This window comes from Blastocatellia bacterium, assembly GCA_016713405.1.
Taxonomy (GTDB): Bacteria; Acidobacteriota; Blastocatellia; order Chloracidobacteriales; family JADJPF01; genus JADJPF01.
Genome location: JADJPF010000004.1, coordinates 391,319 through 412,808, shown reverse-complemented (window position 1 = coordinate 412,808; position 21,490 = coordinate 391,319). Strand labels below are relative to the sequence as shown.

At 35.1% G+C, this 21,490-nt stretch carries 21 protein-coding genes and 1 pseudogene; 11 read left to right on the top strand and 11 right to left on the bottom strand.

The features are described 5' to 3' along the window. Window positions 1-69: 69 nt before the first annotated feature. The 3 genes from IPK14_08120 to IPK14_08110 form a co-directional block, all read right to left on the bottom strand. The gene (locus tag IPK14_08120; GenBank protein ID MBK7993382.1) at window positions 70-1,602 is read right to left on the bottom strand and encodes a M4 family metallopeptidase; all 1,533 of its coding nucleotides are present in this window, start codon (window positions 1,600-1,602) and stop codon (window positions 70-72) included. A gap of 40 nt (window positions 1,603-1,642) precedes the next feature. Beyond that, the gene (locus IPK14_08115) at window positions 1,643-2,791 is read right to left on the bottom strand and encodes a proprotein convertase P-domain-containing protein (GenBank protein MBK7993381.1); all 1,149 of its coding nucleotides are present in this window, start codon (window positions 2,789-2,791) and stop codon (window positions 1,643-1,645) included. Window positions 2,792-3,046: 255 nt separating this feature from the next. Next, on the bottom strand, window positions 3,047-3,622 hold the full coding sequence (locus tag IPK14_08110) for a hypothetical protein (protein MBK7993380.1): 576 nt from the start codon (window positions 3,620-3,622) through the stop codon (window positions 3,047-3,049). A 255-nt stretch (window positions 3,623-3,877) separates the two neighbouring features. Here IPK14_08110 and IPK14_08105 point away from each other — a divergent pair, with 255 nt between their 5' ends. The 9 genes from IPK14_08105 to IPK14_08065 all read left to right on the top strand — a co-directional run bounded on the left by IPK14_08105 (window position 3,878) and on the right by IPK14_08065 (window position 11,887). Beyond that, entirely contained in the window at window positions 3,878-5,293 is a 1,416-nt protein-coding gene (locus tag IPK14_08105) for a patatin-like phospholipase family protein (GenBank protein ID MBK7993379.1), read from the top strand. A 147-nt stretch (window positions 5,294-5,440) separates the two neighbouring features. Continuing rightward, window positions 5,441-6,586, top strand: a complete 1,146-nt coding sequence (locus tag IPK14_08100) for an acyl-CoA dehydrogenase (GenBank protein MBK7993378.1) — start codon at window positions 5,441-5,443, stop codon at window positions 6,584-6,586. Between the two features lie 50 nt (window positions 6,587-6,636). After that, window positions 6,637-7,590: a methylmalonyl Co-A mutase-associated GTPase MeaB gene (meaB, locus tag IPK14_08095; protein ID MBK7993377.1), complete on the top strand. Its 954-nt coding sequence runs from the start codon at window positions 6,637-6,639 to the stop codon at window positions 7,588-7,590. A 5-nt stretch (window positions 7,591-7,595) separates the two neighbouring features. After that, window positions 7,596-8,006 carry a methylmalonyl-CoA epimerase gene (mce, locus tag IPK14_08090; GenBank protein ID MBK7993376.1) on the top strand — a complete coding sequence of 137 codons (411 nt, stop codon included), beginning with the start codon at window positions 7,596-7,598 and terminating at the stop codon, window positions 8,004-8,006. Next, complete coding sequence (locus IPK14_08085; GenBank protein MBK7993375.1) at window positions 7,999-9,297, top strand: peptidylprolyl isomerase; 1,299 nt, start codon at window positions 7,999-8,001, stop codon at window positions 9,295-9,297. Before mce ends, IPK14_08085 begins: the two co-directional genes overlap by 8 nt. 136 nt (window positions 9,298-9,433) lie before the next feature. Continuing rightward, window positions 9,434-10,273, top strand: a complete 840-nt coding sequence (locus IPK14_08080; GenBank protein MBK7993374.1) for an MBL fold metallo-hydrolase — start codon at window positions 9,434-9,436, stop codon at window positions 10,271-10,273. Between the two features lie 25 nt (window positions 10,274-10,298). Beyond that, complete coding sequence (locus IPK14_08075) at window positions 10,299-11,177, top strand: S-methyl-5'-thioadenosine phosphorylase (protein MBK7993373.1); 879 nt, start codon at window positions 10,299-10,301, stop codon at window positions 11,175-11,177. A gap of 69 nt (window positions 11,178-11,246) precedes the next feature. After that, the gene (locus IPK14_08070) at window positions 11,247-11,714 is read left to right on the top strand and encodes a hypothetical protein (GenBank protein ID MBK7993372.1); all 468 of its coding nucleotides are present in this window, start codon (window positions 11,247-11,249) and stop codon (window positions 11,712-11,714) included. After that, complete coding sequence (locus tag IPK14_08065) at window positions 11,714-11,887, top strand: hypothetical protein (GenBank protein ID MBK7993371.1); 174 nt, start codon at window positions 11,714-11,716, stop codon at window positions 11,885-11,887. The genes IPK14_08070 and IPK14_08065 overlap by 1 nt, the downstream gene beginning before the upstream one ends. 2 nt (window positions 11,888-11,889) lie before the next feature. On the opposite strand, the pseudogene IPK14_08060 reads toward IPK14_08065, so the two are convergent. The 8 genes and pseudogenes from IPK14_08060 to IPK14_08025 all read right to left on the bottom strand — a co-directional run bounded on the left by IPK14_08060 (window position 11,890) and on the right by IPK14_08025 (window position 18,186). Next, window positions 11,890-12,312, bottom strand: a pseudogene (locus IPK14_08060) (RNA methyltransferase). Further along, window positions 12,267-12,644: a 16S rRNA (uracil(1498)-N(3))-methyltransferase gene (locus IPK14_08055; GenBank protein MBK7993370.1), complete on the bottom strand. Its 378-nt coding sequence runs from the start codon at window positions 12,642-12,644 to the stop codon at window positions 12,267-12,269. Before IPK14_08055 ends, IPK14_08060 begins: the two are co-directional and overlap by 46 nt. A 4-nt stretch (window positions 12,645-12,648) precedes the next feature. Next, entirely contained in the window at window positions 12,649-13,539 is an 891-nt protein-coding gene (prmA, locus tag IPK14_08050) for a 50S ribosomal protein L11 methyltransferase (protein MBK7993369.1), read from the bottom strand. Continuing rightward, window positions 13,526-14,473 (bottom strand): GTPase Era, encoded by a 948-nt coding sequence (gene era / locus IPK14_08045; GenBank protein ID MBK7993368.1) that lies wholly within the window; start codon window positions 14,471-14,473, stop codon window positions 13,526-13,528. Before era ends, prmA begins: the two co-directional genes overlap by 14 nt. After that, on the bottom strand, window positions 14,460-15,755 hold the full coding sequence (locus IPK14_08040) for an HlyC/CorC family transporter (protein MBK7993367.1): 1,296 nt from the start codon (window positions 15,753-15,755) through the stop codon (window positions 14,460-14,462). The genes era and IPK14_08040 overlap by 14 nt, the downstream gene beginning before the upstream one ends. A gap of 33 nt (window positions 15,756-15,788) precedes the next feature. Beyond that, window positions 15,789-16,295 (bottom strand): rRNA maturation RNase YbeY, encoded by a 507-nt coding sequence (gene ybeY / locus IPK14_08035; GenBank protein ID MBK7993366.1) that lies wholly within the window; start codon window positions 16,293-16,295, stop codon window positions 15,789-15,791. 2 nt (window positions 16,296-16,297) lie between these two features. After that, the gene (locus tag IPK14_08030) at window positions 16,298-17,251 is read right to left on the bottom strand and encodes a PhoH family protein (protein MBK7993365.1); all 954 of its coding nucleotides are present in this window, start codon (window positions 17,249-17,251) and stop codon (window positions 16,298-16,300) included. 140 nt (window positions 17,252-17,391) lie between these two features. Further along, window positions 17,392-18,186, bottom strand: coding sequence for an endonuclease/exonuclease/phosphatase family protein (locus tag IPK14_08025; protein ID MBK7993364.1), 795 nt, complete (start codon window positions 18,184-18,186; stop codon window positions 17,392-17,394). A 383-nt stretch (window positions 18,187-18,569) separates the two neighbouring features. Between IPK14_08025 and IPK14_08020 the strand changes: the two genes are divergently transcribed. Both IPK14_08020 and IPK14_08015 read left to right on the top strand, forming a co-directional pair. Then, complete coding sequence (locus IPK14_08020; protein ID MBK7993363.1) at window positions 18,570-19,790, top strand: type II secretion system F family protein; 1,221 nt, start codon at window positions 18,570-18,572, stop codon at window positions 19,788-19,790. Window positions 19,791-19,888: 98 nt separating this feature from the next. Beyond that, on the top strand, window positions 19,889-21,469 hold the full coding sequence (locus tag IPK14_08015; GenBank protein ID MBK7993362.1) for a type II/IV secretion system protein: 1,581 nt from the start codon (window positions 19,889-19,891) through the stop codon (window positions 21,467-21,469). Window positions 21,470-21,490 lie beyond the last annotated feature (21 nt).

Here is a 21,490-nt window from a genome sequence, read left to right as displayed (position 1 = left end):
AAGAAAATAATGGCTATGTATTTTGTAAAATACATAGCCATAGAGAGGGTGTAGAAAGAACTTTTTATACTAGTTTACGCCTACTGCTGTCCAAGATTCTCTAACCTTTTGAACCTCTGTAGAGTTAGCTCCATAAAGATCAGTAGCAGCATTAATAGTAGCTTGACGTGCTTGAGCAAATGTTGTGTTAGGAGTCATATACATGCTTAATGCACGATAGAAGATCTTAAGACCTTTTTCCATACCAATACCATTTGCTACACTAATGCCAGATGTGCGATTAGTTCCGCCTTGCACTAATAAATAGAATGCGTTGTTAGCAATACCTGATGAACCGTGAACTTCCGTTTGTCTTGGATAATCACGATAGTTATCAATACTATAATCATCTCTTGATGGGTCATCCATATAACGTAGAGCATCGCCAGGTGTGCCAGGTGTGAAAGCATCTTCACCTACTGACCAATTCCATTGACCACCCGTTTGTTGAGCAGCATACCATTCAACACCAGTACCAAAAATGTCAGACATTGCTTCATTTAAGCCACCAGATTCAGCATTATAAATCAAGCCAGCAGTACGTTCTGTTAAACCGTGAGTAATTTCATGACCTGCAATGTCAAGGGTTGTAAGCGGTGTAAAGGTTCGGCCATCACCATCACCATAATTCATAGTTGAACCATCCCAATAAGCATTATTGTAATTGCTTCTAATATGAACATTAGAAATTAATGCTTCACCACGTCCATCAATAGAGTTACGGCCTAATATATTTTGATAGAAATCCCAAGTCATACGAGAACCATAATGCGCATCAACTGCGGATCTTTGACGTGTAGAATCCCCTGCTTCACCCCAAACATTGTTATTATCATTGATATTTGTTGCACCAGAACCAGAGGTTCTATTTTGTGCATCTAGTGTGCGTGAACCTCCACGAGAAGCATCCCTCATTGAAAATGTACCATCTGCATTACGAGTAGTAGTCATTGGAACATTATTACCCCTATAAAGTGTTGAACCTGTTCCATCACCTGTTGGTGTTGGGGTTGGGGTTGGGGTTGGGGTTGGGGTTGGGGTTGGGGTTGGGGTCGGGGTTGGGGTTGGGGTTGGGGTTGGGGTCGGAGTTGGTGTAGTTCTTTTAGTAATAGTCAAACCCCAAGAATTGAATTTTCCAGTATCTTGAGCAGCAGTATCTTGAACAGTCATTTTCCATTGGCCTTTGATAGATTCGCCAGGAAATTGAGCAGAAAGATCTAAGGCACTAAGAATAAGGTTATCAGCAGAGCCACCAGCTTTGTTGCTAATGATAGCTTCTTTACCTGATGGAGAAGTTAATTTAACAACTAAATCACCACGATATGTATGAGTAATGTTAGTATCTAACTTAATGCTTTCTAGTTGGCCTTCATCAGTAATATCAATAGTTGAAGTAACGGTTTGATTATCTAAAATATTTGCATTTGGAGTAGCTGTTTTGGTAATTACACTTGGAGTAGTTCTAGGATTACCATCAACAGATAAGCTCCAGGATTTTAATGTGCCTGTATCTTGAGTAGCTTTATCTTCTACAACTAAAGACCATTCGCCTTTGCTTTTCATACCATTAAAATCTGCTGGGTTAGCTGTAAAAGTTAAGTTATCAGCAGAACCGCCAGCGATTATGTAAAGTAACTTCTTTACCTTCTGGAGAACGTAGCTTAACAATTAGATCACCGCGATAAGTATGTGCTATATCAACATTAACTTTAACAGCAGTAATATCTAAATCATCATTAATAGTAATTTTAGAAGTAGTAGTTTGGTTATCTAAAATAGGAGCATTTGGACTAGCTGAACCAGTAGCGGTTAAAGATTGTGCGGCTGCACCTCTAGCATTACCTAATAAAGAACCTGCACCTTGTGGGCGATTTGGCATTGCGCCATCAGGCATAACACGGCCACGACCAGCAGTTTGACCAGTGCGGTTTCCTGGGCTAGCTGAACCACTAGCACTCATCCAAGGTGGAACTATTCCTGTGTTGCCATTGGCTGAACCTGTACCAATACCATTTTGTACTCCATTGCTTGCAGCTTCTCGACCTACTGCCATATCAAGACAATGTGGGCAAAGAACTGGTAGTTCATTAAATTGGCTAATTATTTCTCCACTCTTAGCATCAACCATATAATTCATCTTTGTTGGAGGATCGCCTTGTAAATTGTTCATTTTTACTTGATAAGCAAGGCGGTAATTACCATCAGAATCTTTAGCAATCATTAACTCAGAAGATGGGGTAGAAGTTGGAGGGCCAGCAAATTCACGGCCTGCTGAAGTAATAGCATCAGCACCACTTAAACGTGGACGTGTATCTAAACCAGCGATTGTAAACAAATTCTCTTGATCTCCTGTTACAGAGCGAACATTTCCATCAGCACCAAGGTGTGTAACAACTTGTTCACCATAAACTTTTAGACCATTGTAGGTACGATCCATACGAACGTGCATCATTCCTAGCTCATCTTGCACTACAGAGCGTGGAGATAATTCTCTACCAGGATTTACATTAACCGCACCACGAGCAATACTTGCTGAAGAACCTAAATGATTCATACTAGTTTGGATAGCTCTTTGTGCTTCTGGGCTATTTAGTTCTACATCTCTTGTGCTAGAAGCTAGTGGATTAGCAGGAGTTCTATTTACTTGTGCAATAGGATCTCCAACAATTTGTTGGTCATTTTGTGCATTGGTAGTATTGCGAATAGGATCGCCAACTATCATGTTTTGATTGTTTACATCACGGATTGCCATGAACTTCTCCTTAGATTTTAGTATTAATCTGATAATAACTTTGAATATTTTGTTTTATTTAACTTGATAACAAGGTGATTAATGATTTTTGCTGAATGAATCACCATTCATATTATCGTATTGATCCAAAATTTGTTGCGTTAATGAAAAAAAATTATGCAAGAATTTTACGGAACTTTCCTAGAAATCAATTTTAAGAAATTATTAATAATACGTTAAAGTTTAAAATAAGCAAAAAGCTCTATCTAATAGTAGCTAAAGCTTTTTTTGCCAACGGTTTTGTTCTGTTGTGACAACTATATATCCACCTTCACGAATAGGTTCCGTAGTTACTACTTTAGTAATTTTTGCTGGTTGTATTTGTGGAGTCACCATGGTTTCCTTTTTATCTTTTAGGCCATGTTTATGAAATAAAGCTTCTAGTTCCTTATGATCTTTTAAGGCTCTAGGCATTAAAATCGCGCTATTAACTTTTTCTGAATAAAGTCTATAACAAGGTATTCCCATACGATTGCGGTTTTCCAGAAAAGTAATCTCTGACCAAGGAAGAAAAATTTTTCTATTAGGGTATGTATAAGTAAATCCATTAATACCTTGCTGATTAACAATAATTGGGAAATAGTAAATATGCGATAAAACAAAAGGAACAGCTAGCAAAGATGTACCAGCAATTATTATTCCTGTTAGCAATAAATGCTCAAGGTTAAAAATACGGTATCCATTAAAAACTTGTCCAATAGTGGTGCAAACCGTTATGGATATAGCTGTATTAAAAGACAATCTGGCCCAAAGTAACCAAAATGAACAACGAAAGATTTTTTCTTGTGTCATATAATTAAAAAAGTTGTAAACCAAAAATAAATAATTTAACTTTTGATTTTACTATAGCTATTACAATTGCCAACATATGGATTATTTTTAAATATAGCAATAATTTATAACAAATTTTTTAAGAATAAAAACAAAATTTTTGTTTTATAAAATTAAGGGACTAACCTCTATAGTGTTAGTTCTAAAGGCGATGTATAATCGGGACAACTAAATAACCCACATATAACAATCAATATCAACAAAAAGTGAGTAACCATGTCAGAAAAGACTAGTAAACGCCTAAATAGTAATGTTACAGCTATTAATAGTCGTCAGCCAAATAAACGAAAAAAAGCACTTATTTATTTAGCTTTAGCTGGTGGAGGTGTGCCAGCACTAGGCTTTGAAGTTGGGGGTCTTTGTGCTTTAGAAAGAATTCTTAATCCAGAAACTAAGCCTGTAAGTAACTTAAATAGTATACTTACAGGTTATCAAGGGGTTTCGGCTGGAGCAATAGTTTCTACACTTATGGCGTTAGGCTTCCCACCTCATGTTATTAGGGATGTTATGTTAGAACAGTCTGCTGCCTTTCCTTCTCTTACTCGTGGTGCTTTAGGGACTCAACCAATGATGTATCTTACTTTGGTTGAACAACTGTCTCGTGGAGTTTTACGTACTGTTTCTTCTGTTGTTAACGGTTTATTAAATTTGGATTTGCCAATGATATGGCTGCCAGGTAAAAACACTAAATTAAGTTTTTCTGACTTACGAATGTTAGCACGTTTAGTGCGTTATGGAGCATTTGAACAAGCTAATGTTAACAATGTTATTCATAATGTTTTAGATACAATTAAAGGTGGTCTTTATACTCCTGCTGGCATAGGACATTATATTAAAGAAGTGATACAAGAATTTTCTCCTTTTGAAGATAATTTTAATAGTTTAACCAAAGAACTTTATTTATATGCAGCAGAATTAAATAGCTCTCAAGTACGTGTTTTTGCTACACATGGCGAACATTTACCATATGAGTTAGTCAATGTGCCTATATCAAAATGTGTAGAAATTTCTTGTGCTATACCTGTATTTTTTAAGCCTGTTTATTTACCAGAAACAGGAAAATATTATACAGATGGAGGAGTAATTAAGAGTTTACATTTACAAAATTTAATTGATCGAATTAATTATGTAAGACCTAGTTATAAAGTCCCAGCTATTATTTTAACTTTCTTTCCTTTTGTTCCACCAGTTTTTCCAAGTGGAAGTGATTACACTAAACTAAGTGTTTTAGAAATGCTTTCTTTATCATTAAAAATGACTTATTTAGAAAAATTTAATACAGCACTACGTTCTTACAGACACGAAGAAGAAAATAATATTTACATCCAAATTTTTAAACCAAGTCGTCATAGTAAAACTGCCCGAACACATCCACTACAAGATATAAACACTCAAGAAATTGCCCAACTAAATTATGAAGGAGAAGTATCTGTTTATCGATCTTTCCTAAACGATTATGATCGATTGAAGAAAGTTTTCCATCAAGCAGATATTGAAATAGCACCGCGTGAAGAGATAGCTGTTTTATTAAAAGCTTGTCGTAAATATTATGGGTTAAAAGGTATTTCATCGGATGATTCCAATATAGAAAATCCTAATGTAGAACCTTTAGCTAAAAAGGCTAAAAACTAACTTTTAACTTTTTAAGTTTTGATATAGATAAAACCTAGGGCTACCAAGTTTAGCTTTTTTCTAAATGTAATTTCGCGTTATAATTTGCAGTTTAGCCCAGTGCTATTTGGCCTAACTACACAAAATAAAAATCAGTTGGAGGAAAAAATGGATTTTGAATTTACTGAAGAACAACTTCAGGTTAAGAGATCTGTACGTGAATTTGCCGAAAGCGAAATTCGCCCACATGTTATGGAGTGGGACGAAGCACAGCACTTCCCTACTGAACTACTACCTAAATTAGCAGAGCTAAACTTAACAGGAATAATTTTTCCTGAAGAGTTAGGCGGGGCAGCAATGGGTTATATCCCTTATGCCATCATTATTGAAGAAATAGCTAGAGTTGATGGATCAATAGCTCTTGGTGTTGCTGCACATAATTCACTTTGTACTAACCATATATTTCAATTTGGTACTAAAGAACAACAAGAAAAATACGTAACTCCACTAGCTAGCGGTAAACATTTAGGAGCTTGGGCATTGACTGAACCTAGTTCTGGCTCAGATGCTGCTGGTATGCGCACTACAGCCGTAAAAGATGGTAATGATTGGATAATTAATGGTTCTAAAAATTTTATTACCCATGCTACTTATGCTGATACTTATGTAGTGATGGCTTTAACTGATCCTAGCAAAGGTAATCATGGAGCTTCGGCTTTTGTAGTTGAACGAGGTACACCAGGTCTAAGTCCAGGTAAAAAAGAGAATAAACTTGGTTGCCGTGCTTCTGATACAGCTTCTCTAATTTTAGAAGATTGTCGTGTATCAAACTCACAAATGCTTGGCAAAGAGGGCGAAGGTTTTGTTGATGCGTTAAAAATTCTAGATGGTGGCAGAATTTCTATTGCTGCACTAGCTTTAGGTATTGCTCAAGGAGCTTATGAAGCAGCCCTTAAATATTCTAAAGAACGTAAAGCTTTTGGTAATACAATCTCTGAATATCAAGCTATCCAATGGAAGCTAGCTGACATGGCAACCCAAATAGATGCAGCACGTCTGCTTACAATGCGTGCGGCGGCCTATAAAGACGCAGGAAAAAAAGTAACCAAAGAGTCTGCTATGGCAAAACTTTATGCTTCTGAAGTAGCAGTAAAAGTTTCTGAAGAATCTGTTCAAATTCATGGCGGTTATGGTTTTACTAAAGATTATCCAGCAGAAAAATATTGGCGAGATTCTAAGCTTTGCACCATTGGTGAAGGAACAAGTGAAGTTCAACGTATGGTAATTGCACGAGAAATATTAAAGTTTTTTTAGAAATTTTATCTATTTTTACCTATTTTTATTTAAGGCAAGTTAGCAAGTTTGTGAATTTAGAGAAGTTAACTACAGGTATTCTAAATAAAGAAATTCGTGCAGTAGCACGCTCTATTTCTATAGTAGAAAATCGTTTAGATATTGCAACAAAGTTACTTCAATCTATTTTTCCTTATACAGGCAAAGCTCTTACCATTGGAATCACTGGTTCACCCGGAGCAGGTAAAAGCTCTTTGGTCGATAAATTAGCATTACACTATCGCCAAAAATTAGATAACCATGTTGGTATTATTGCAGTTGATCCTTCTAGTCCATTCTCTGGAGGAGCTATCTTAGGTGATCGTATTCGTATGCAAACCCTAGGGTTAGATCCAAAAGTTTTTATTCGTAGTATGGCAACTCGTGGTAATTTAGGAGGTCTCGCTTCTGCTACGGTTGATGCAGTTACTATTTTAGATGCAGCAGGTTATGAAAAAATCCTTGTAGAAACTGTTGGTGTTGGACAAGATGAAATTGATATTGTTAAAACGGCTGATGTTTCTGTAGTTGTTTTAGTTCCAGGCATGGGCGATGATATTCAAGCAATTAAAGCTGGTTTAATGGAAATAGCAGATATTTTTGTTATTAATAAAGCAGATCGTGAAGGGGTACATCGAACCGAAATAGAGCTAGAAGCACTACTAAGTATTACTGAAAGAAGTGATGGCTGGGTGGTGCCAATAGTCAAAACTATTGCAACTCAAGCAACAGGTATTGAAGATTTAAGTAACGCTATTAGTAAATACTCTGAATTTCAAAAAGAAAGTTCTTCTCAAAACCTAACACGTCGTCATCAAATTGCAGAAAAAAGATTAATAGAGATATTGCAGGCAAGATTACTTAGTAGTGTAATATCTAAGGCTCTTAAGCAAGGAGAGCTAAATCAATTTGCTGAAGCGGTGGCAACACGCCATCGTGATCCTTATTCAATTGTTGAAGAAATCTGTACTAGACTTAATTTATAACTTATATGAAAATCAACCATTTAGGCATTGCTGTAAAATCTTTAACAGACTCACTTAATTTTTATCGTGATACTTTAGGTTTAAGTGTTAGCTGTACAGAAATAGTAGCTGATCAAGGCGTAGAAGTGGCTATGCTCCCTCTAGGAGAAAGCCGCATAGAGCTTTTACAAGCTATTAATCCTGATTCCCCAGTAGCACGTTTTATAGAAAAACGTGGTCAAGGAATCCACCATATTTGTATTGAAGTAGATGATATTGTAGCTAAACTAGCAGAAATGAAAGCAGCAGGAGCGCAGTTAATAGATGAAACACCAAAAAAAGGCGCAGGCGGACATCTAATTGCATTTGTTCACCCTAAATCTACTGCTGGAGTTTTAATAGAGTTGGTTCAAAAAGAAGGAGAATCCCTTGAATAGCAAACCGTTTATTGCATTTTTCTTAGTAATTATAATTGCTGCTGGTATGTTAATTACGCAAAACCGTGTAACAGGCGTATCTAACATAACTATTACAGCTAAAGAAATAGAAAGTTGGTTTAAGTTACTTCCACCAGAACAATTAAAAGGTATGGTTAGCCAACCAGAACCAAAAAAATTATTAGTTGATAACTTAAAAGAAATGTTTACTCTTAGTCAGGAAGCCGAACGTGTTGGAGTAGCAGCAAATGCAGATGCTCAATCAGAATTAGACATCATGGAAAAAGTTACTCTTGCAGGTCTTTATCGCAACTTAAAACAAAATGAAGATCCAAAACTAATTGAAGTTACAGAAGTAGACAAAGAAGAATATTTTAAGAAAAATCCTAATGCTTTTAATGACTTTATAGCAGCAAATGCTCGCCTTAAAGCAGCCTCAGAAAGCCAAAGAGAAGCTCTTAGACCTCAATTTGCAGAACTAATGATTTTACTTGAAAGAGCTAAAAAATCTGGCTTGGAAAAAGATCCTGGCTATAAATTAATGTTTCAAATACAACATGCTTCTTATTTAGCTACTCGTGTTCAACAACAACTGCGTGGTTCTTTACCTGTTAGTGATGATGAAATAAAACAACAATATGAAACAGCTAAAGCCGACTTTGAAGAAACTCGCGCTCGTCATATTTTAGTTATGTATCCAGAGCAGCGTAAAACTACCGAAGAAGCTCTAAAAAAAGCTGAAAAAAAAGAAGGTGAAGCCGCCCCCGTTCCTACAGTTGCTAAACCTACAACCAAAGAAGAAGCTAAAAAATTAGCAGAAGACATTCTAGCTAAAATTAAAACAGGAGAAGATTTTGCCAAATTAGCAGAAACTTATTCTGATGATCCTGGTTCTGGAAAAATGGGTGGCGACTTAGGTTTCTTCAAAAAAGACGTTAGTTTTGTTGAACCCTTTAAGAGTACAGTATTTGGTCTTAAACCTGGTGAAATGAGTGGTATAGTTGAAACACAATTTGGTTATCATATTATTAAAGTTGATGAACGCCGTATTCCTGAATTAGACGAAGGTCTTAAAGCAGAACTTAAAGAAAAAGTATTAGATAAAAAATTCATTGAAAAAATAGACGCTCTAAAAGCTAAAAATACTGTAGTAATTGAGGAAGGTTTTAATTTTCCAGCTATTGATCCAAATGCTGTAAGTCCACCACCACCAGCACATGCTAATCCACAAGCCAATCCACAAGCCAATCCACAAGCTAACCCAACTAGTGATGGTCATAGAAGGTCATGATCACGGTGAAATAAAAGGTGCTGAGACAGAAAAAACTAATCCTCAAAAAGAACCTGTTAGTAAAGAAACAGGAAAAGCCAGTAGCAAAGCTGCAAAGACAAATAAATAATTTTGTCTTTATTTTCAAGGATTGTTTGTGAAACTTTTGGATTGTCAATTAGATATTATTTCTGATGGTACTTTACGATTAGATGGTGGAGCAATGTTTGCTGTTGTTCCAAAAACAATTTGGGAAAAAGTAGCCCAGCCCGATGAGAAAAACCGAATTCTTATCGGGCTAAATTGTTTGCTAATTCGCACAGAAAAAGAAAATATTCTAGTAGATACTGGAATTGGTGAGAAATGGACAAAAAAACAAATAGATATTTACGCAATTTCTCATCCACCAACAATTTTAACTTCCCTAGCTAAACTAGGTTTAACGGCTGATGATATTTCTATTGTAATTAATACTCATTTACATTTTGACCATGCTGGTGGAAATACTAGTTTTAATTCTAAAGGTCAAATAGTACCAACTTTTCCTAAAGCTCGTTATTTTGTTCAAAAACAAGAATATCTTCATGCCTGCAATCCGCATGAACGCGATAGGGCCAGCTATTTAGCGGAAAATTGGGAAGTGCTTTTAGAAAATAACCAACTTTATTTTATTGATGGGACTCAAGAAATATCAAAAAATATTACTGTTTTTCGCGTTCCTGGACATAATTTAGATACACAATTAGTAAAAATTACCTCTCAAGATACTACAGTAATATTCTTAGCAGATATAATTCCAACAACTGCACATCTGCCAGTAGCTTGGATAATGGCTTATGATCTTTATCCTGTGGAGTTAATAGAGCAAAAAAAGCATTTACTTGAAGAGGCATCTAGCCAAAATTGGGTTTGTATTTTTGAACATGACGTTAAAATACCCGCAGGAAAAATTATAAAAAGTAATAATACTTATCAAGTAATTCCAATAGACTTTTAATTTTAACTTTTATGGAGAAGAATTTATGGCACAAGCAACAATAGGTGTAATTGGTGGCAGTGGACTTTATCAAATGGAAGGTTTAACAGATATAGAAGAAGTTAGTGTTGACACTCCTTTTGGCGCACCTTCAGATAATTTTATTATTGGGACATTAGAAGGTGTAAGAGTAGCTTTTTTAGCTCGTCATAGTCGCGGCCATCGTTTAATGCCTTCAGAATTGCCTTTTCGCGCCAACATTTATGCAATGAAAAAGCTTGGAGTAGAAAGAATTATTTCTGCTTCGGCAGTAGGCTCACTTAGAGAGGAACTTAAACCTTTAGATCTCGTAATCCCAGATCAGTTTTTTGACCGCACTCGTGGAAGAGTTTCTACATTTTTTGGTGAAGGCGTAGTAGCACATATTACTTTTGCTGACCCTGTTTGTCATCAGTTATGCAATGCAATAGAGTCAGCAGGAAAACCTCTAATAGACATTAAGATTCATCGTGGTGGTACTTATATTTGTATGGAAGGCCCTGCATTTTCTACTCGTGCAGAATCAAATGTTTACCGTTCTTGGGGAATGGATATAATTGGAATGACAAACCTTCAAGAAGCTAAATTAGCACGTGAAGCAGAACTTTGTTATAGTACAATTGCTTTGGTGACTGACTATGATTGCTGGCATGAAGGACATGATGCAGTAACAGTTGATATGGTAATTCAATATCTAACTCAAAATGTTATTAATGCTCAAAGAGTAATTCGAGGTACAATTAAAGAACTTGCTGGATTAGAGAGAACTTGCAAATGTTCTTCAGCATTAAAACACGCTGTGTTAACCTCACCTCAAGCAATACCTGAAGCAGCTAAGGAAAAATATAAGTTATTAATTGGTAAGTATTTTCCTAGTGAAAATTAATTTAACAATCTCAAAAAGGCCCAAAGTATTTTGGGCCTGTAAATTAAAAAAATTTAAGGGGGTTACGTTTTGAGTAGCCAAATAGAATCCGTAAAAAAAACAGATAATGAAAGCATTGTTTCTTATCCAGCCCTACCAATTCATCAAACAATTATAGCTTGTATACTTGCTTATTTAATTCCTGGTCTTGGACATATTTATTTAACTCGTTGGAAAAGAGGTCTAGCTTTTTTTGCTAGTATCTATGGGATGTTTCTCTTAGGTATAATAATGAAAGGACATTTATATGGTCTAGATATTAATTTTGCTACTGAAAAACTATCTATTTTGCTGGCTTTTGCCAACGCTGGAACAGGTTTAGTTTATTGGGTTCTTCATCTTTTGCACTCGCTTTCAAATATTTCAATAGGCTTTGGTCTACCTCAAGCAGAAGTGCCTACTTATGAATATGCTAATACATTTCTATGGACAGCCGGACTACTTAACTATTTAGTAGCAATGGATGCTTATGATATTGCCGTAGGGAGAAAAAAATAATGCACTTGTTAATGATGATTACTTTTGCTTTTTTTGTTTCAATAGTTTTTGCTGGAATTAATTTTGAGACTAATACAGGTAAAGAGCGTTTTTCCTATGGGTTAAAGATATTTGGCTCATTTATGGGGGTTGGTTTAGTTCTAGCTTGGTTAATTTATTTCTTAGGTTATTAAATCTAGTTAGTTAAATCACCAAATAAATATTGTATTAAAGCAACTGCTGTAATACCTGCTGTTTCTGCGCGTAAGATTCGCTTGCCTAAACTAGCTAAATAGAAGTTAGCTAAACCCGCTTCTTTAAGCTCTTTTGTTGTCCAGCCCCCTTCAGAACCTACTATTAAATTAATAGAATTAATAGAATTAATAGAGTCATTTTCTAATTTTATGTGGTTAATTATTTGATTAAGTGGTTTTGCGTTAATTTCAGCAAAAACTATTGTTGGTGTAGAAAGATTTTTAACAAGATCTGACCATTTAATTGGAGAAAGAATTTCTGTTAGTTTTCGTCGTTTAGATTGTTTTGTAGCCTCTAAAGCAATTCTTTGCCAACGTTCTAAACGTTTTTCCCTTTTGTTGGTTGTATATCTGTATGTTCTGTTATTAAAGGTTGTATTTTGCTAACACCAAGTTCAACCGCTTTTTGAATTACCCAGTCAAATTTATCACCCTTGATCAAGCCTTGAGTCAAAGTAATTTCTAACACAGACTCAACATTATCAACAAATTTTTCTTCTAAACTTAGCTTAACATTTTGCCCAATAAACTCATCAATTACAGCTAACCATTCATCCCCTAAACCATTAAAAATAGAAACTTTATCACCTATATTTAGGCGTAAAACTTTTCGTAAATGATGTGCTTCATCTCCAGATATTACAGCATTACTACTAGTAAAATTTTCTGATGATGAAAAAAATCTATGGCCAGGCATTAAATTAATCTACTTGATGAGAGCTAACAATTGCTATCCATTCACCTGCTGCAAGAATGGTTATTATTTTTTGTTTGTGAGAGCTTAAAACACTACAAACTTGTTCTTTTTGATCAGCCAAAATTCCTGATAAAATCAATCGTCCTTTTTCGGCTAAACAGGCAGTTAAATCATTAATAATACTAGCAATAACATCTGCTGTAAGATTAGCAACAACTAAAGAAAATTTTTCAGTGCAATAATCACTAGCTGACCCAACAAAAAGTTTTATATTCTCTACTTTATTAATTTCCAAATTTTCCTCAGCAACCGTTATTGCTTCAGGGTCGTTATCACAAGCTACAACTCTAGAATCAGGATAAAGCTTTGCTGCTGCCATTGCTAAAATTCCTGTTCCACAGCCAACATCTAAACAAGATCCGCCTTGCCAATAATCTTCAATAGCCTTTAAGCAAAGTTGTGTAGTTTCATGTGTACCTGTACCAAAAGCCATTTTAGGGTCTATTTCAATGATAATTCTTTTTGTATCAGTAACTTCTGATCTTAGCCAAGAAGGTGTAATTAAAAATTTTTCCCCAACATTAACTGGACGATAATTTTCTTTCCATTTCTTTAACCAATCCTCATTTGGCACTTCTGCTTGTTTTATTTCTTTTAAGTCTTCAGATGAATAACCTAGATTGATAAACATCTCTTGCAATAGGTTTTGCCAATATAAAACATCTATCTCTTGATTAAAGTAAGCTTGTAAGGTAATAGACGCTGGTGTTTCTTTACTAAGAGTTATACCAAGAGTCCCTTCTTCCCACAAAATTGCAGTTACAATTTCTTCTAATTCTGGGCTAATACTTAGTTCTAAAACAAACCATAGATTAGCCGTTTTAACTTGACTCATGACTTACTCCTTCTAAACCTAACTCATCTAAAACTCTTTCATCATTCCGCCAATTTTCTTTTACTTTAACAAACAAAGAAAGAAAAATTCTTTTTCCTAGTAAATGCTCAATGTCTTTTCTAGCTGCACTACCAATTTGTTTTATTTTTTGCCCTGCGCGACCAAGAATAATTGCTCTTTGGGAATCCCGCTCAACATAAATTGCACAATTTATATTTGCCTCCTTTGCATTCTCTTGCCAATATTCCGTTACTACGGCTGTAACAAATGGTAATTCTTCACCAGTAAATCTAAGTACCTTTTCCCTTACCATTTCAGCAGCAATTGAACGCATACTGCGGTCAGTTAAAGTATCTTCCTCAAATAACCTAGGGCCAATAGGCAAATGTTCTAGCAATTTATCAACTAAAATATTAGTGTTTTTTCCTGTGCGGGCTGAAAGTGGGATGATTTCTTGAAATTCATACTCCTGGCGATAAAAATCAATTATTGGAAGTAATGAGGTTTTATCTTTTACTAAATCAACTTTATTTAAGAGTAAAAACGTAGGCCGAGCAGACTCTTTTATCAAATCTAAAACATAGCGTTCACCTTGCCCCATTTTTATTGATACATCTCGCATAAGTATAACTATATCAACAGATTGTAATGCCTCGGCTACTGCTTGCATCATACGGCGATTAAGTTTATATCCAGGTTTATGTACACCTGGAGTATCAACAAAAACAATTTGTCCTTTAGGTAGATTTAATATGCCTTTAATTTGAGTCCGTGTAGTTTGTGGTTTATCAGATACGGCTGCAATTTTTTCGCCTACTAGTTTATTTAATAAAGTAGATTTGCCAGAATTAGGACGACCAATAAATGCAACTATTCCTGAGTGAATAGCTTCTTCTGCTCCATCAGAAACAGAGTTATTTTCAGTATTTTCCATTTCCATTTCCATTATTATTTCCATTATTTATATCTTCAAGAGAAAGCTTTACTCGACCAATACGACCGCTATCAGCTTCCATTATTTCAGCTTTAACTCCATGATAACTTAAAGTATCGCCTACAGAAGGCACTCGACCAGCATTTTTTATAATAAATCCTGCTAGAGTAGAAAAATCATCTGACTCCAACTCTTTATCAAAAAGTAGTTCTACTTTTCTAATTTCCGTACTACCTTTAACTAAGTAGATTCCTTTATCTGTTTCAATAATTTCTGGGTCTTCTTTACTTTCCTTGTCAGTATCTTCATTACCAATTTCTCCAACAATTTCCTCTAGTAAATCTTTTATAGTAACTAGCCCAGCAGTAACACCATATTCATCAATTACTAAGGCAATTTGACGTTTAGCACGTTGCATATCTGCTAGAAGTTCAGCAACTAATTTAGTTTCTGGAACAAAATAAGCAGCGCGAGCAAGTGAGCCTACAGCCATTTCTGTTTTCCCTGCCTGACAAGCAGCCAAAACATCATACATATAAACTATACCTTCAATATGATCTACAGATTCGCGGTAAACAGGTATCCGGGAATATTTTTTTTCAACCATTAATTCCTGCATTTCTCTTACTGTAGCATTAGCATCTAAAACAATCATATCTGGGCGAGGTACCATAACTTCTTCTACAGTAGTATCAGTAAATTCTATTACAGAATGAATTAATTTACTTTCAGCTTCTTCAATTATTCCTTCTTCTGTGCCAACATCTAGCAAAGCTTTTATATTTTCCCCTGAAACTTCTTCTACCTGTTCAGGAGTCAAACTACTTTCATCTGTTTTGCGAAAGCGTTTTAGTAGCCAATAAACTATTTGTGCTGGAATAGAAAAAATTCGGTAGTAAATTTCAAAATAAGGTAGGAGCAATAGCAAAACATTAGCAGGATTATTTTGACTAAATAATCTTGGTAAAAACTGACCAAAAAATCCACCTATTAATAAGGAGACAATAAAAGAAGAAGTCAAAGCTTCAAGTTTGGTTAAACCTAGCTTAACCCCTATAGAAACCAAAAACAAAGCGATGCTTACAGCAGCAAACTGTAATCCAGAGAGTGTAGTCATTTCCAGTAACTGATGATGATCTAATAAATAGCGTAAAAACCTTGAACGTTTTCGCCCTTTACTTTCAGCAGTTAATGAGCGCAATGCTACATCACTTAATAAACCTAAAGCACTTGCAAAGGTAGCAATAAAGACCAGCATCACAATTAGAATGCTGGTCGCCACTATTTCATATTCCATTTTATAAAAACTTGTTAGTTAAGAAATTACTGATGTATTAGGTAAAAATTCAAAACCTAATAGTTGCTTACGTAATTTTTGCTCTAGCTCGTCCATTTCCCCGTTATCAGTCTCATGGTCATAGCCACATAAATGAAGCAACCCGTGTAATATCAGTGTTTTAATTTCTTGATCAAATGTCAATCCTAATTTTTGGGCATAAATAACAGCCGTGTGTGTAGAGATTACCACATCACCTAAATAATTGCTTGTAGAATTAACTATGTTTTCGTAGAAGTTTTCTTTTAGCAGTTTGTTATCCTCTGTATTTGCAACATCTTGATAACTAAATGATAAAACATCTGTAGCTTTATCAATAGATCTAAAGTCTCGGTTTAACTCTTGAATTTTTTGATCACTTACAAAAACAATACTAACTTCTATATTTTCTAAGTTAAGTTCTTTAAGTACATCAATGGCAAATTCTTTCCATTCTTTTTTTGCAATTTTTTGGCTTCTTTGACGATTAATGATTTCTACTAGCATAGTTACAGCCGCACTTTAGTATGTTCATCATAAGCTTTAATAATTAGTTGTACTAGTTTATGTCTTACTACATCTTTTTCTGTAAAATGAATCATAGAAATACCTTCTACATCACTTAAAACAGTTTGTGCTTCTACTAGGCCAGAACGTTTACCCACAGGTAAATCAATTTGAGTAATATCTCCTGTAATAACAGCTTTTGAACCATAACCAATTCTAGTTAGAAGCATTTTCATTTGTTCAGAAGTAGTATTTTGAGCTTCATCTAAAATGATAAAAGAATCTGACAAAGTACGTCCACGCATAAAGGCAAGTGGGGCAACTTCTATGACACGTTTTTCAAGCAACTTAGTAACTTTTTCATAATCAGCTAAATCAAACAAAGCATCATAAAGAGGACGCAAGTATGGGTCAACTTTATCCTGAAGATCGCCTGGTAAAAACCCTAGTTTTTCACCTGCTTCTACAGCAGGTCTAGTTAGCACTATACGGTTAACTTGTTTAGACCAAAGGGCTTGTGTTGCCATTGCTACAGCTAAATAAGTTTTACCTGTTCCAGCCGGCCCAATACCAAACACAATATCATGTTGTTGAATGGCTTCTATATATTTTCGTTGAGTAACAGACCTAGCACTAACCATTTTTTTCCCAGTAGGGTTAAAATAGAGGCTTTTAGAAAAGTAATCTCTTAAGGAAAAGGCTCTATCTTCAGCAATTTGCTTAAAAGCAACCTTTAATTCTGCTACTGTAGGCATATGTCCTTCTTTAACTAATGAAGCAAAATCAGACAAAATATTCTCTACCGTAGCTATATCTTTAGCACTACCATCTAAGGCAATTTCATTACCACGTATATTTATAGTTACATCCAAAAGTGCTTCTATATACTTAATATTTTCATCATAAGGGCCAAGTAGGACATCTAAACCCTTTTCTGGTAACACTAATTTCTTCAAAATTTCCTCTACTCCTAAAAAACAAAATTTCTGAAAAACTTTGAGGAATTTTAGCAGGATTTATAAAAAAGTCCTTAAAAATCCCGCTAAAACCACTCAAATAAATCTATTATTTCTAATTATTTCTAATTATTTCTAAATTATCTCCAATCAAGTTCAACACAAATTGGGTAATGGTCAGAAGGATAAATATAACCTTGGCTAGTTGTATCTATTTTTGCTAAACGAGGAAAAAAATGTTTTGAGGAAAATAATACCCAATCTATTGATGTTGGCATTGATAAACTACCATACTCATGAAAAGTCCCTTCTCTGTCATGTGGATGCAATTGCCAGTAAGCTTCTACCAAAGGATTAATACTATCTAAATCCACTAATTTACGAAAAGGTTCACTACCCCGATTAGCATTAAAATCTCCTGTTATGATTGCAGGCATTGCCGGCCCAAGAGCCTCAACCCTTGTACGTAGTAGTTCAGCAGATTTGATTTGCACAGTAAAACTTTGATAGTCAAAATGAGTATTAAAAAATGTGACTACCCTTTTTTTGTTGTCATTAGCTTGTAATGCAACCCAAGTAACTGGTCTAGGAAAAGCACTTCCTTGATAAACACTAGCGGGTATATGAGGAGTATCACTTAACCAAAAAAAATTCTTAGCAATAGCTGTAAAAACTGATTTCTTAAAAAGCAATGGTGACATTTCTAAGCTATCATTACTATCATCACTACCCCGACGTACTCCAATAAATTCATAATCTGGTAATTTTTCTTTTATATATTCCGCTTGTTCATCATCTCGGCATTCTTGAAGTCCAAGTAGGTCAGGATCAAAACTCCTAATTCTATCTATTACTAAGTGTTTACGGTTATACCAACTATTCATCCCATCATCCGCACTACCATAACGAATATTAAAAGTCATTACTTTAACCATAGCATTATCCCTAATACAATTATTAATATAAATAAAAACTGTAGCTATTATAGTGGAATTTTTCTTAAAAAGAAGTGGCAAAGAAAATAAGCCGCTATATAAAAACTTAAACCATTTGTTACAAGTTATTTAAGCGTCTACTTAGCATAATGACCTTATTAGATTTCTTAATTTCTTGATCCTAAAATATATTATCTTGATTTATAAAGTGTTTGCTTGTTATTAAAATTTCAATGGGAACTTTTTGCTAACTAGCGCGTGTTTTGTAAAAAGTTAACTAGCTTTGTTTACTTGGTAGATAGCCAAATAAGCTAAATTTGTGCTATAAATAAACAACTTTAAAATAGATTCTATTTTAACTAACTTAAAGAAAACTAATAATTATGCCAGAATTTGTTTGTCGTCTTGGAACTCCTAGCGGAGAAGTAGTAACTCGTAGTTATGAAGCAGAAGCCATTAATGATTTACGCTCACGCTTGCAACGAGAAGGATATCAAATTTTTTCAATATCTAAGCAAGGCGGTGGGGGTATTTTCTCTGGTAGCATTACCCTAACTCAAAAAGTTAGCATTGATGAATTTTTAATCTTTAACCAACAACTTTCTGCAATGCTTAGAGCAGGTCTACCAATACTTCAGGCCCTAAATATCTTACTTAATCGCCAAAAGGCTGGATATTTTAGAGAAGTTTTAGAAGATGTCGAACGTCGCGTTCGAGGCGGTACAGCACTTTCAGAAGCTTTTGCAATGCACAACAATATATTCCCTCGCCTTTATACAGCTTCAATACTTGCAGGTGAAAGATCTGGCGACCTTGATAATGTTCTACTACGTTATGTTGCTTATACTAAAACTATTACAGAATTACGTAGAAAATTAAAAAAGACCTTAGTCTATCCCATTATCCTAATTACAGCATCTATTGGTCTAATTGTTTTAATGACTACTTATGTAATCCCTAAATTTGCAACTCTTTATGAAGGTGGCAATAATAAATTACCTTGGTTAACACAAGTGGTTGTAGCTGTAGCTAACAATGTTAGAGATAATATAGCTTGGATTGCACCTGTTTTGATAGTTTCAATCATAGCAACTTTAATTTGGCGACGTACTGAAAATGGACGCTATAAAATTGACGAATGGATGCTAAAACTACCTATACTAGGTGAATTAGTACGTCAACATACTACAGCACAACTTTGTCGTAGTTTAGCTACCCTCTTAGCAGGTGGTATAACTTTATTAGAATCCTTTGAAATTGCTAGCGAATCTGTTACTAATCGAGCATTAAGAAAAACTATGCTTATGGTAGCAGCAAGGCTACGTACTGGAGAAAACTTTACCGAAAGCCTACAATTAGCAGGTTGGTTTCCACCTCTAGCTTTAGATATGATTGGTGTAGGTGAGCGTTCTGGCTCACTTAGGGAAATGCTTGATGAGGTAGCTAATTTTTTTGATGCTGAACTAGATGTCAAAATAACAAGCCTTACAGCATTAATTGAACCAATAATTCTAGTAGTGATGGGATCAGTAGTAATGACAATACTATTAGCAATGTACTTACCTATATTAGAATTAATGAATAATAGCAGTAAACCTCACTAGAAAAATTACTAATAGCTATTTAGCTAAGGAGATTTATGTCAACAGTAGCACAACAACCTAGTAACAAAGAAACTGCGCCAGTTCGCCCAGATGAACGAATGAACCTAGAACAAAGAGAGGCTCGTGAGCTAGCACGCCGTTATCGGCTTCCTTACATTGATCTAAATACTCACCCATTAGACCATGATTTAATTAACAGCATGCCTATAGAGCTAATGTTACGAAATGCTTTTCTTCCTATTAAGCGTGAACTAGATGCTTTAGTAATTGCTGTTTCTGATCCAACAAATTTAGATTTAATTGATGAGCTTTCTTCACGCCTTAAAACTAAAATTAGATGTGTTATAGCTACTCGTGCTGCTATTGAATATGCCTTAAAAAGAGGTGAAACCGCCCAAAGAGTTCTGCAAGATGCTACTCAATCCCTAGGAATGACTTTAGTTAAAGAAACTGACCAGGGCGAAACTGAGTTAGATATTGATAAGCTTACAGAAGAAACTTCCCCAATTATTAAACTTGTTAATACCATTGTACTTAATGCTTTAGAGCGCAGAGTATCAGATATTCATATTGAAACTGGAGACACAGCAGTTAATGTTAAATACCGTATTGACGGAGCTTTATACAAGGCTGTAGACCCACTTGATATACAACATCATCAGACCCTAATCTCAAGAATTAAAGTAATGTCAGAACTAGACATAGCTGAACGCCGTGTTCCTCAAGATGGTCGTTTTCGTGTTAAATTACGTGGTCGTTTGATTGATTTTCGTGTCTCAATTATCCCTGCAATTCATGGTGAAGATGCTGTTATTCGTATTTTAGATAAAGAGCAAATTAATGAATCATTTAAGGAATTAAACCTTAATGTAGTTGGCTTTGAACCAGAAGATTTACGCCGTTTTCGCCGTCTTATTACAGAACCTTATGGAATGGTGCTAGTAACTGGCCCAACTGGTTCTGGTAAAACTACTACTCTTTATGCTGCGTTAAATGAAATTCGCAATGAAGAAGATAAAATCATCACTATTGAAGACCCAGTAGAGTATCAACTGCGGGGTATTACTCAAATTCCTGTCAATGAGAAAAAAGGGCTAACCTTCGCCCGTGGACTGCGCTCTATCCTTCGTCATGACCCAGATAAAATAATGGTTGGAGAAATTCGAGACTCTGAAACTGCTCAAATTGCTATTCAATCAGCCTTAACTGGACACTTGGTTTTTACTACTGTTCATGCTAACAATGTTATTGATGTAATTGGACGTTTTCTTAATATGGGCGTTGAACCTTACAACTTTATTAGTTCTCTTAATTGTGTCTTAGCTCAACGCTTAGTAAGAATTTTATGTGCTAAATGCAAGCGTCCCTATAAAGTTACTGAACAGGAACTAAGAGAAGCAGCACTAAATCCAGAAAAATATATTGATCACCCTTTTTATGAATTTGTTGGATGTGAAGAATGCCATTTTACTGGTTATCGTGGTCGAACTTGTATTCATGAATTATTAGATGTTAGCGATCATATCAGGGAATTAATCTTAGCTCGTCGCCCTGGTTCAGAAGTAAGACGTGCTGCTAGAGAAGAAGGTTTAACTAGTTTACGTGAATCTGCACTAAAAAAAGCTTTTCGTGGTACTACAACACTTAAAGAAATTAATCGGGTAACTTTTGTGGAATAAAAATTTTACTTTTTGGAACTT

Bases quoted from the DNA above. Each gene is read 5' to 3' on its own strand.
- IPK14_08120 (MBK7993382.1), bottom strand. From the start codon at position 1,602: ATGAAAAGCAAAGGCGAATGGTCTTTAGTTGTAGAAGATAAAGCTACT.
- IPK14_08115 (MBK7993381.1), bottom strand. From the start codon at position 2,791: ATGGCAATCCGTGATGTAAACAATCAAAACATGATAGTTGGCGATCCT.
- IPK14_08110 (MBK7993380.1), bottom strand. From the start codon at position 3,622: ATGACACAAGAAAAAATCTTTCGTTGTTCATTTTGGTTACTTTGGGCC.
- IPK14_08105 (MBK7993379.1), top strand. From the start codon at position 3,878: ATGTCAGAAAAGACTAGTAAACGCCTAAATAGTAATGTTACAGCTATT.
- IPK14_08100 (MBK7993378.1), top strand. From the start codon at position 5,441: ATGGATTTTGAATTTACTGAAGAACAACTTCAGGTTAAGAGATCTGTA.
- mce (MBK7993376.1), top strand. From the start codon at position 7,596: ATGAAAATCAACCATTTAGGCATTGCTGTAAAATCTTTAACAGACTCA.
- IPK14_08075 (MBK7993373.1), top strand. From the start codon at position 10,299: ATGGCACAAGCAACAATAGGTGTAATTGGTGGCAGTGGACTTTATCAA.
- IPK14_08065 (MBK7993371.1), top strand. From the start codon at position 11,714: ATGCACTTGTTAATGATGATTACTTTTGCTTTTTTTGTTTCAATAGTT.
- IPK14_08055 (MBK7993370.1), bottom strand. From the start codon at position 12,644: ATGCCTGGCCATAGATTTTTTTCATCATCAGAAAATTTTACTAGTAGT.
- prmA (MBK7993369.1), bottom strand. From the start codon at position 13,539: ATGAGTCAAGTTAAAACGGCTAATCTATGGTTTGTTTTAGAACTAAGT.
- era (MBK7993368.1), bottom strand. From the start codon at position 14,473: ATGGAAAATACTGAAAATAACTCTGTTTCTGATGGAGCAGAAGAAGCT.
- ybeY (MBK7993366.1), bottom strand. From the start codon at position 16,295: ATGCTAGTAGAAATCATTAATCGTCAAAGAAGCCAAAAAATTGCAAAA.
- IPK14_08025 (MBK7993364.1), bottom strand. From the start codon at position 18,186: ATGGTTAAAGTAATGACTTTTAATATTCGTTATGGTAGTGCGGATGAT.
- IPK14_08020 (MBK7993363.1), top strand. From the start codon at position 18,570: ATGCCAGAATTTGTTTGTCGTCTTGGAACTCCTAGCGGAGAAGTAGTA.
- IPK14_08015 (MBK7993362.1), top strand. From the start codon at position 19,889: ATGAACCTAGAACAAAGAGAGGCTCGTGAGCTAGCACGCCGTTATCGG.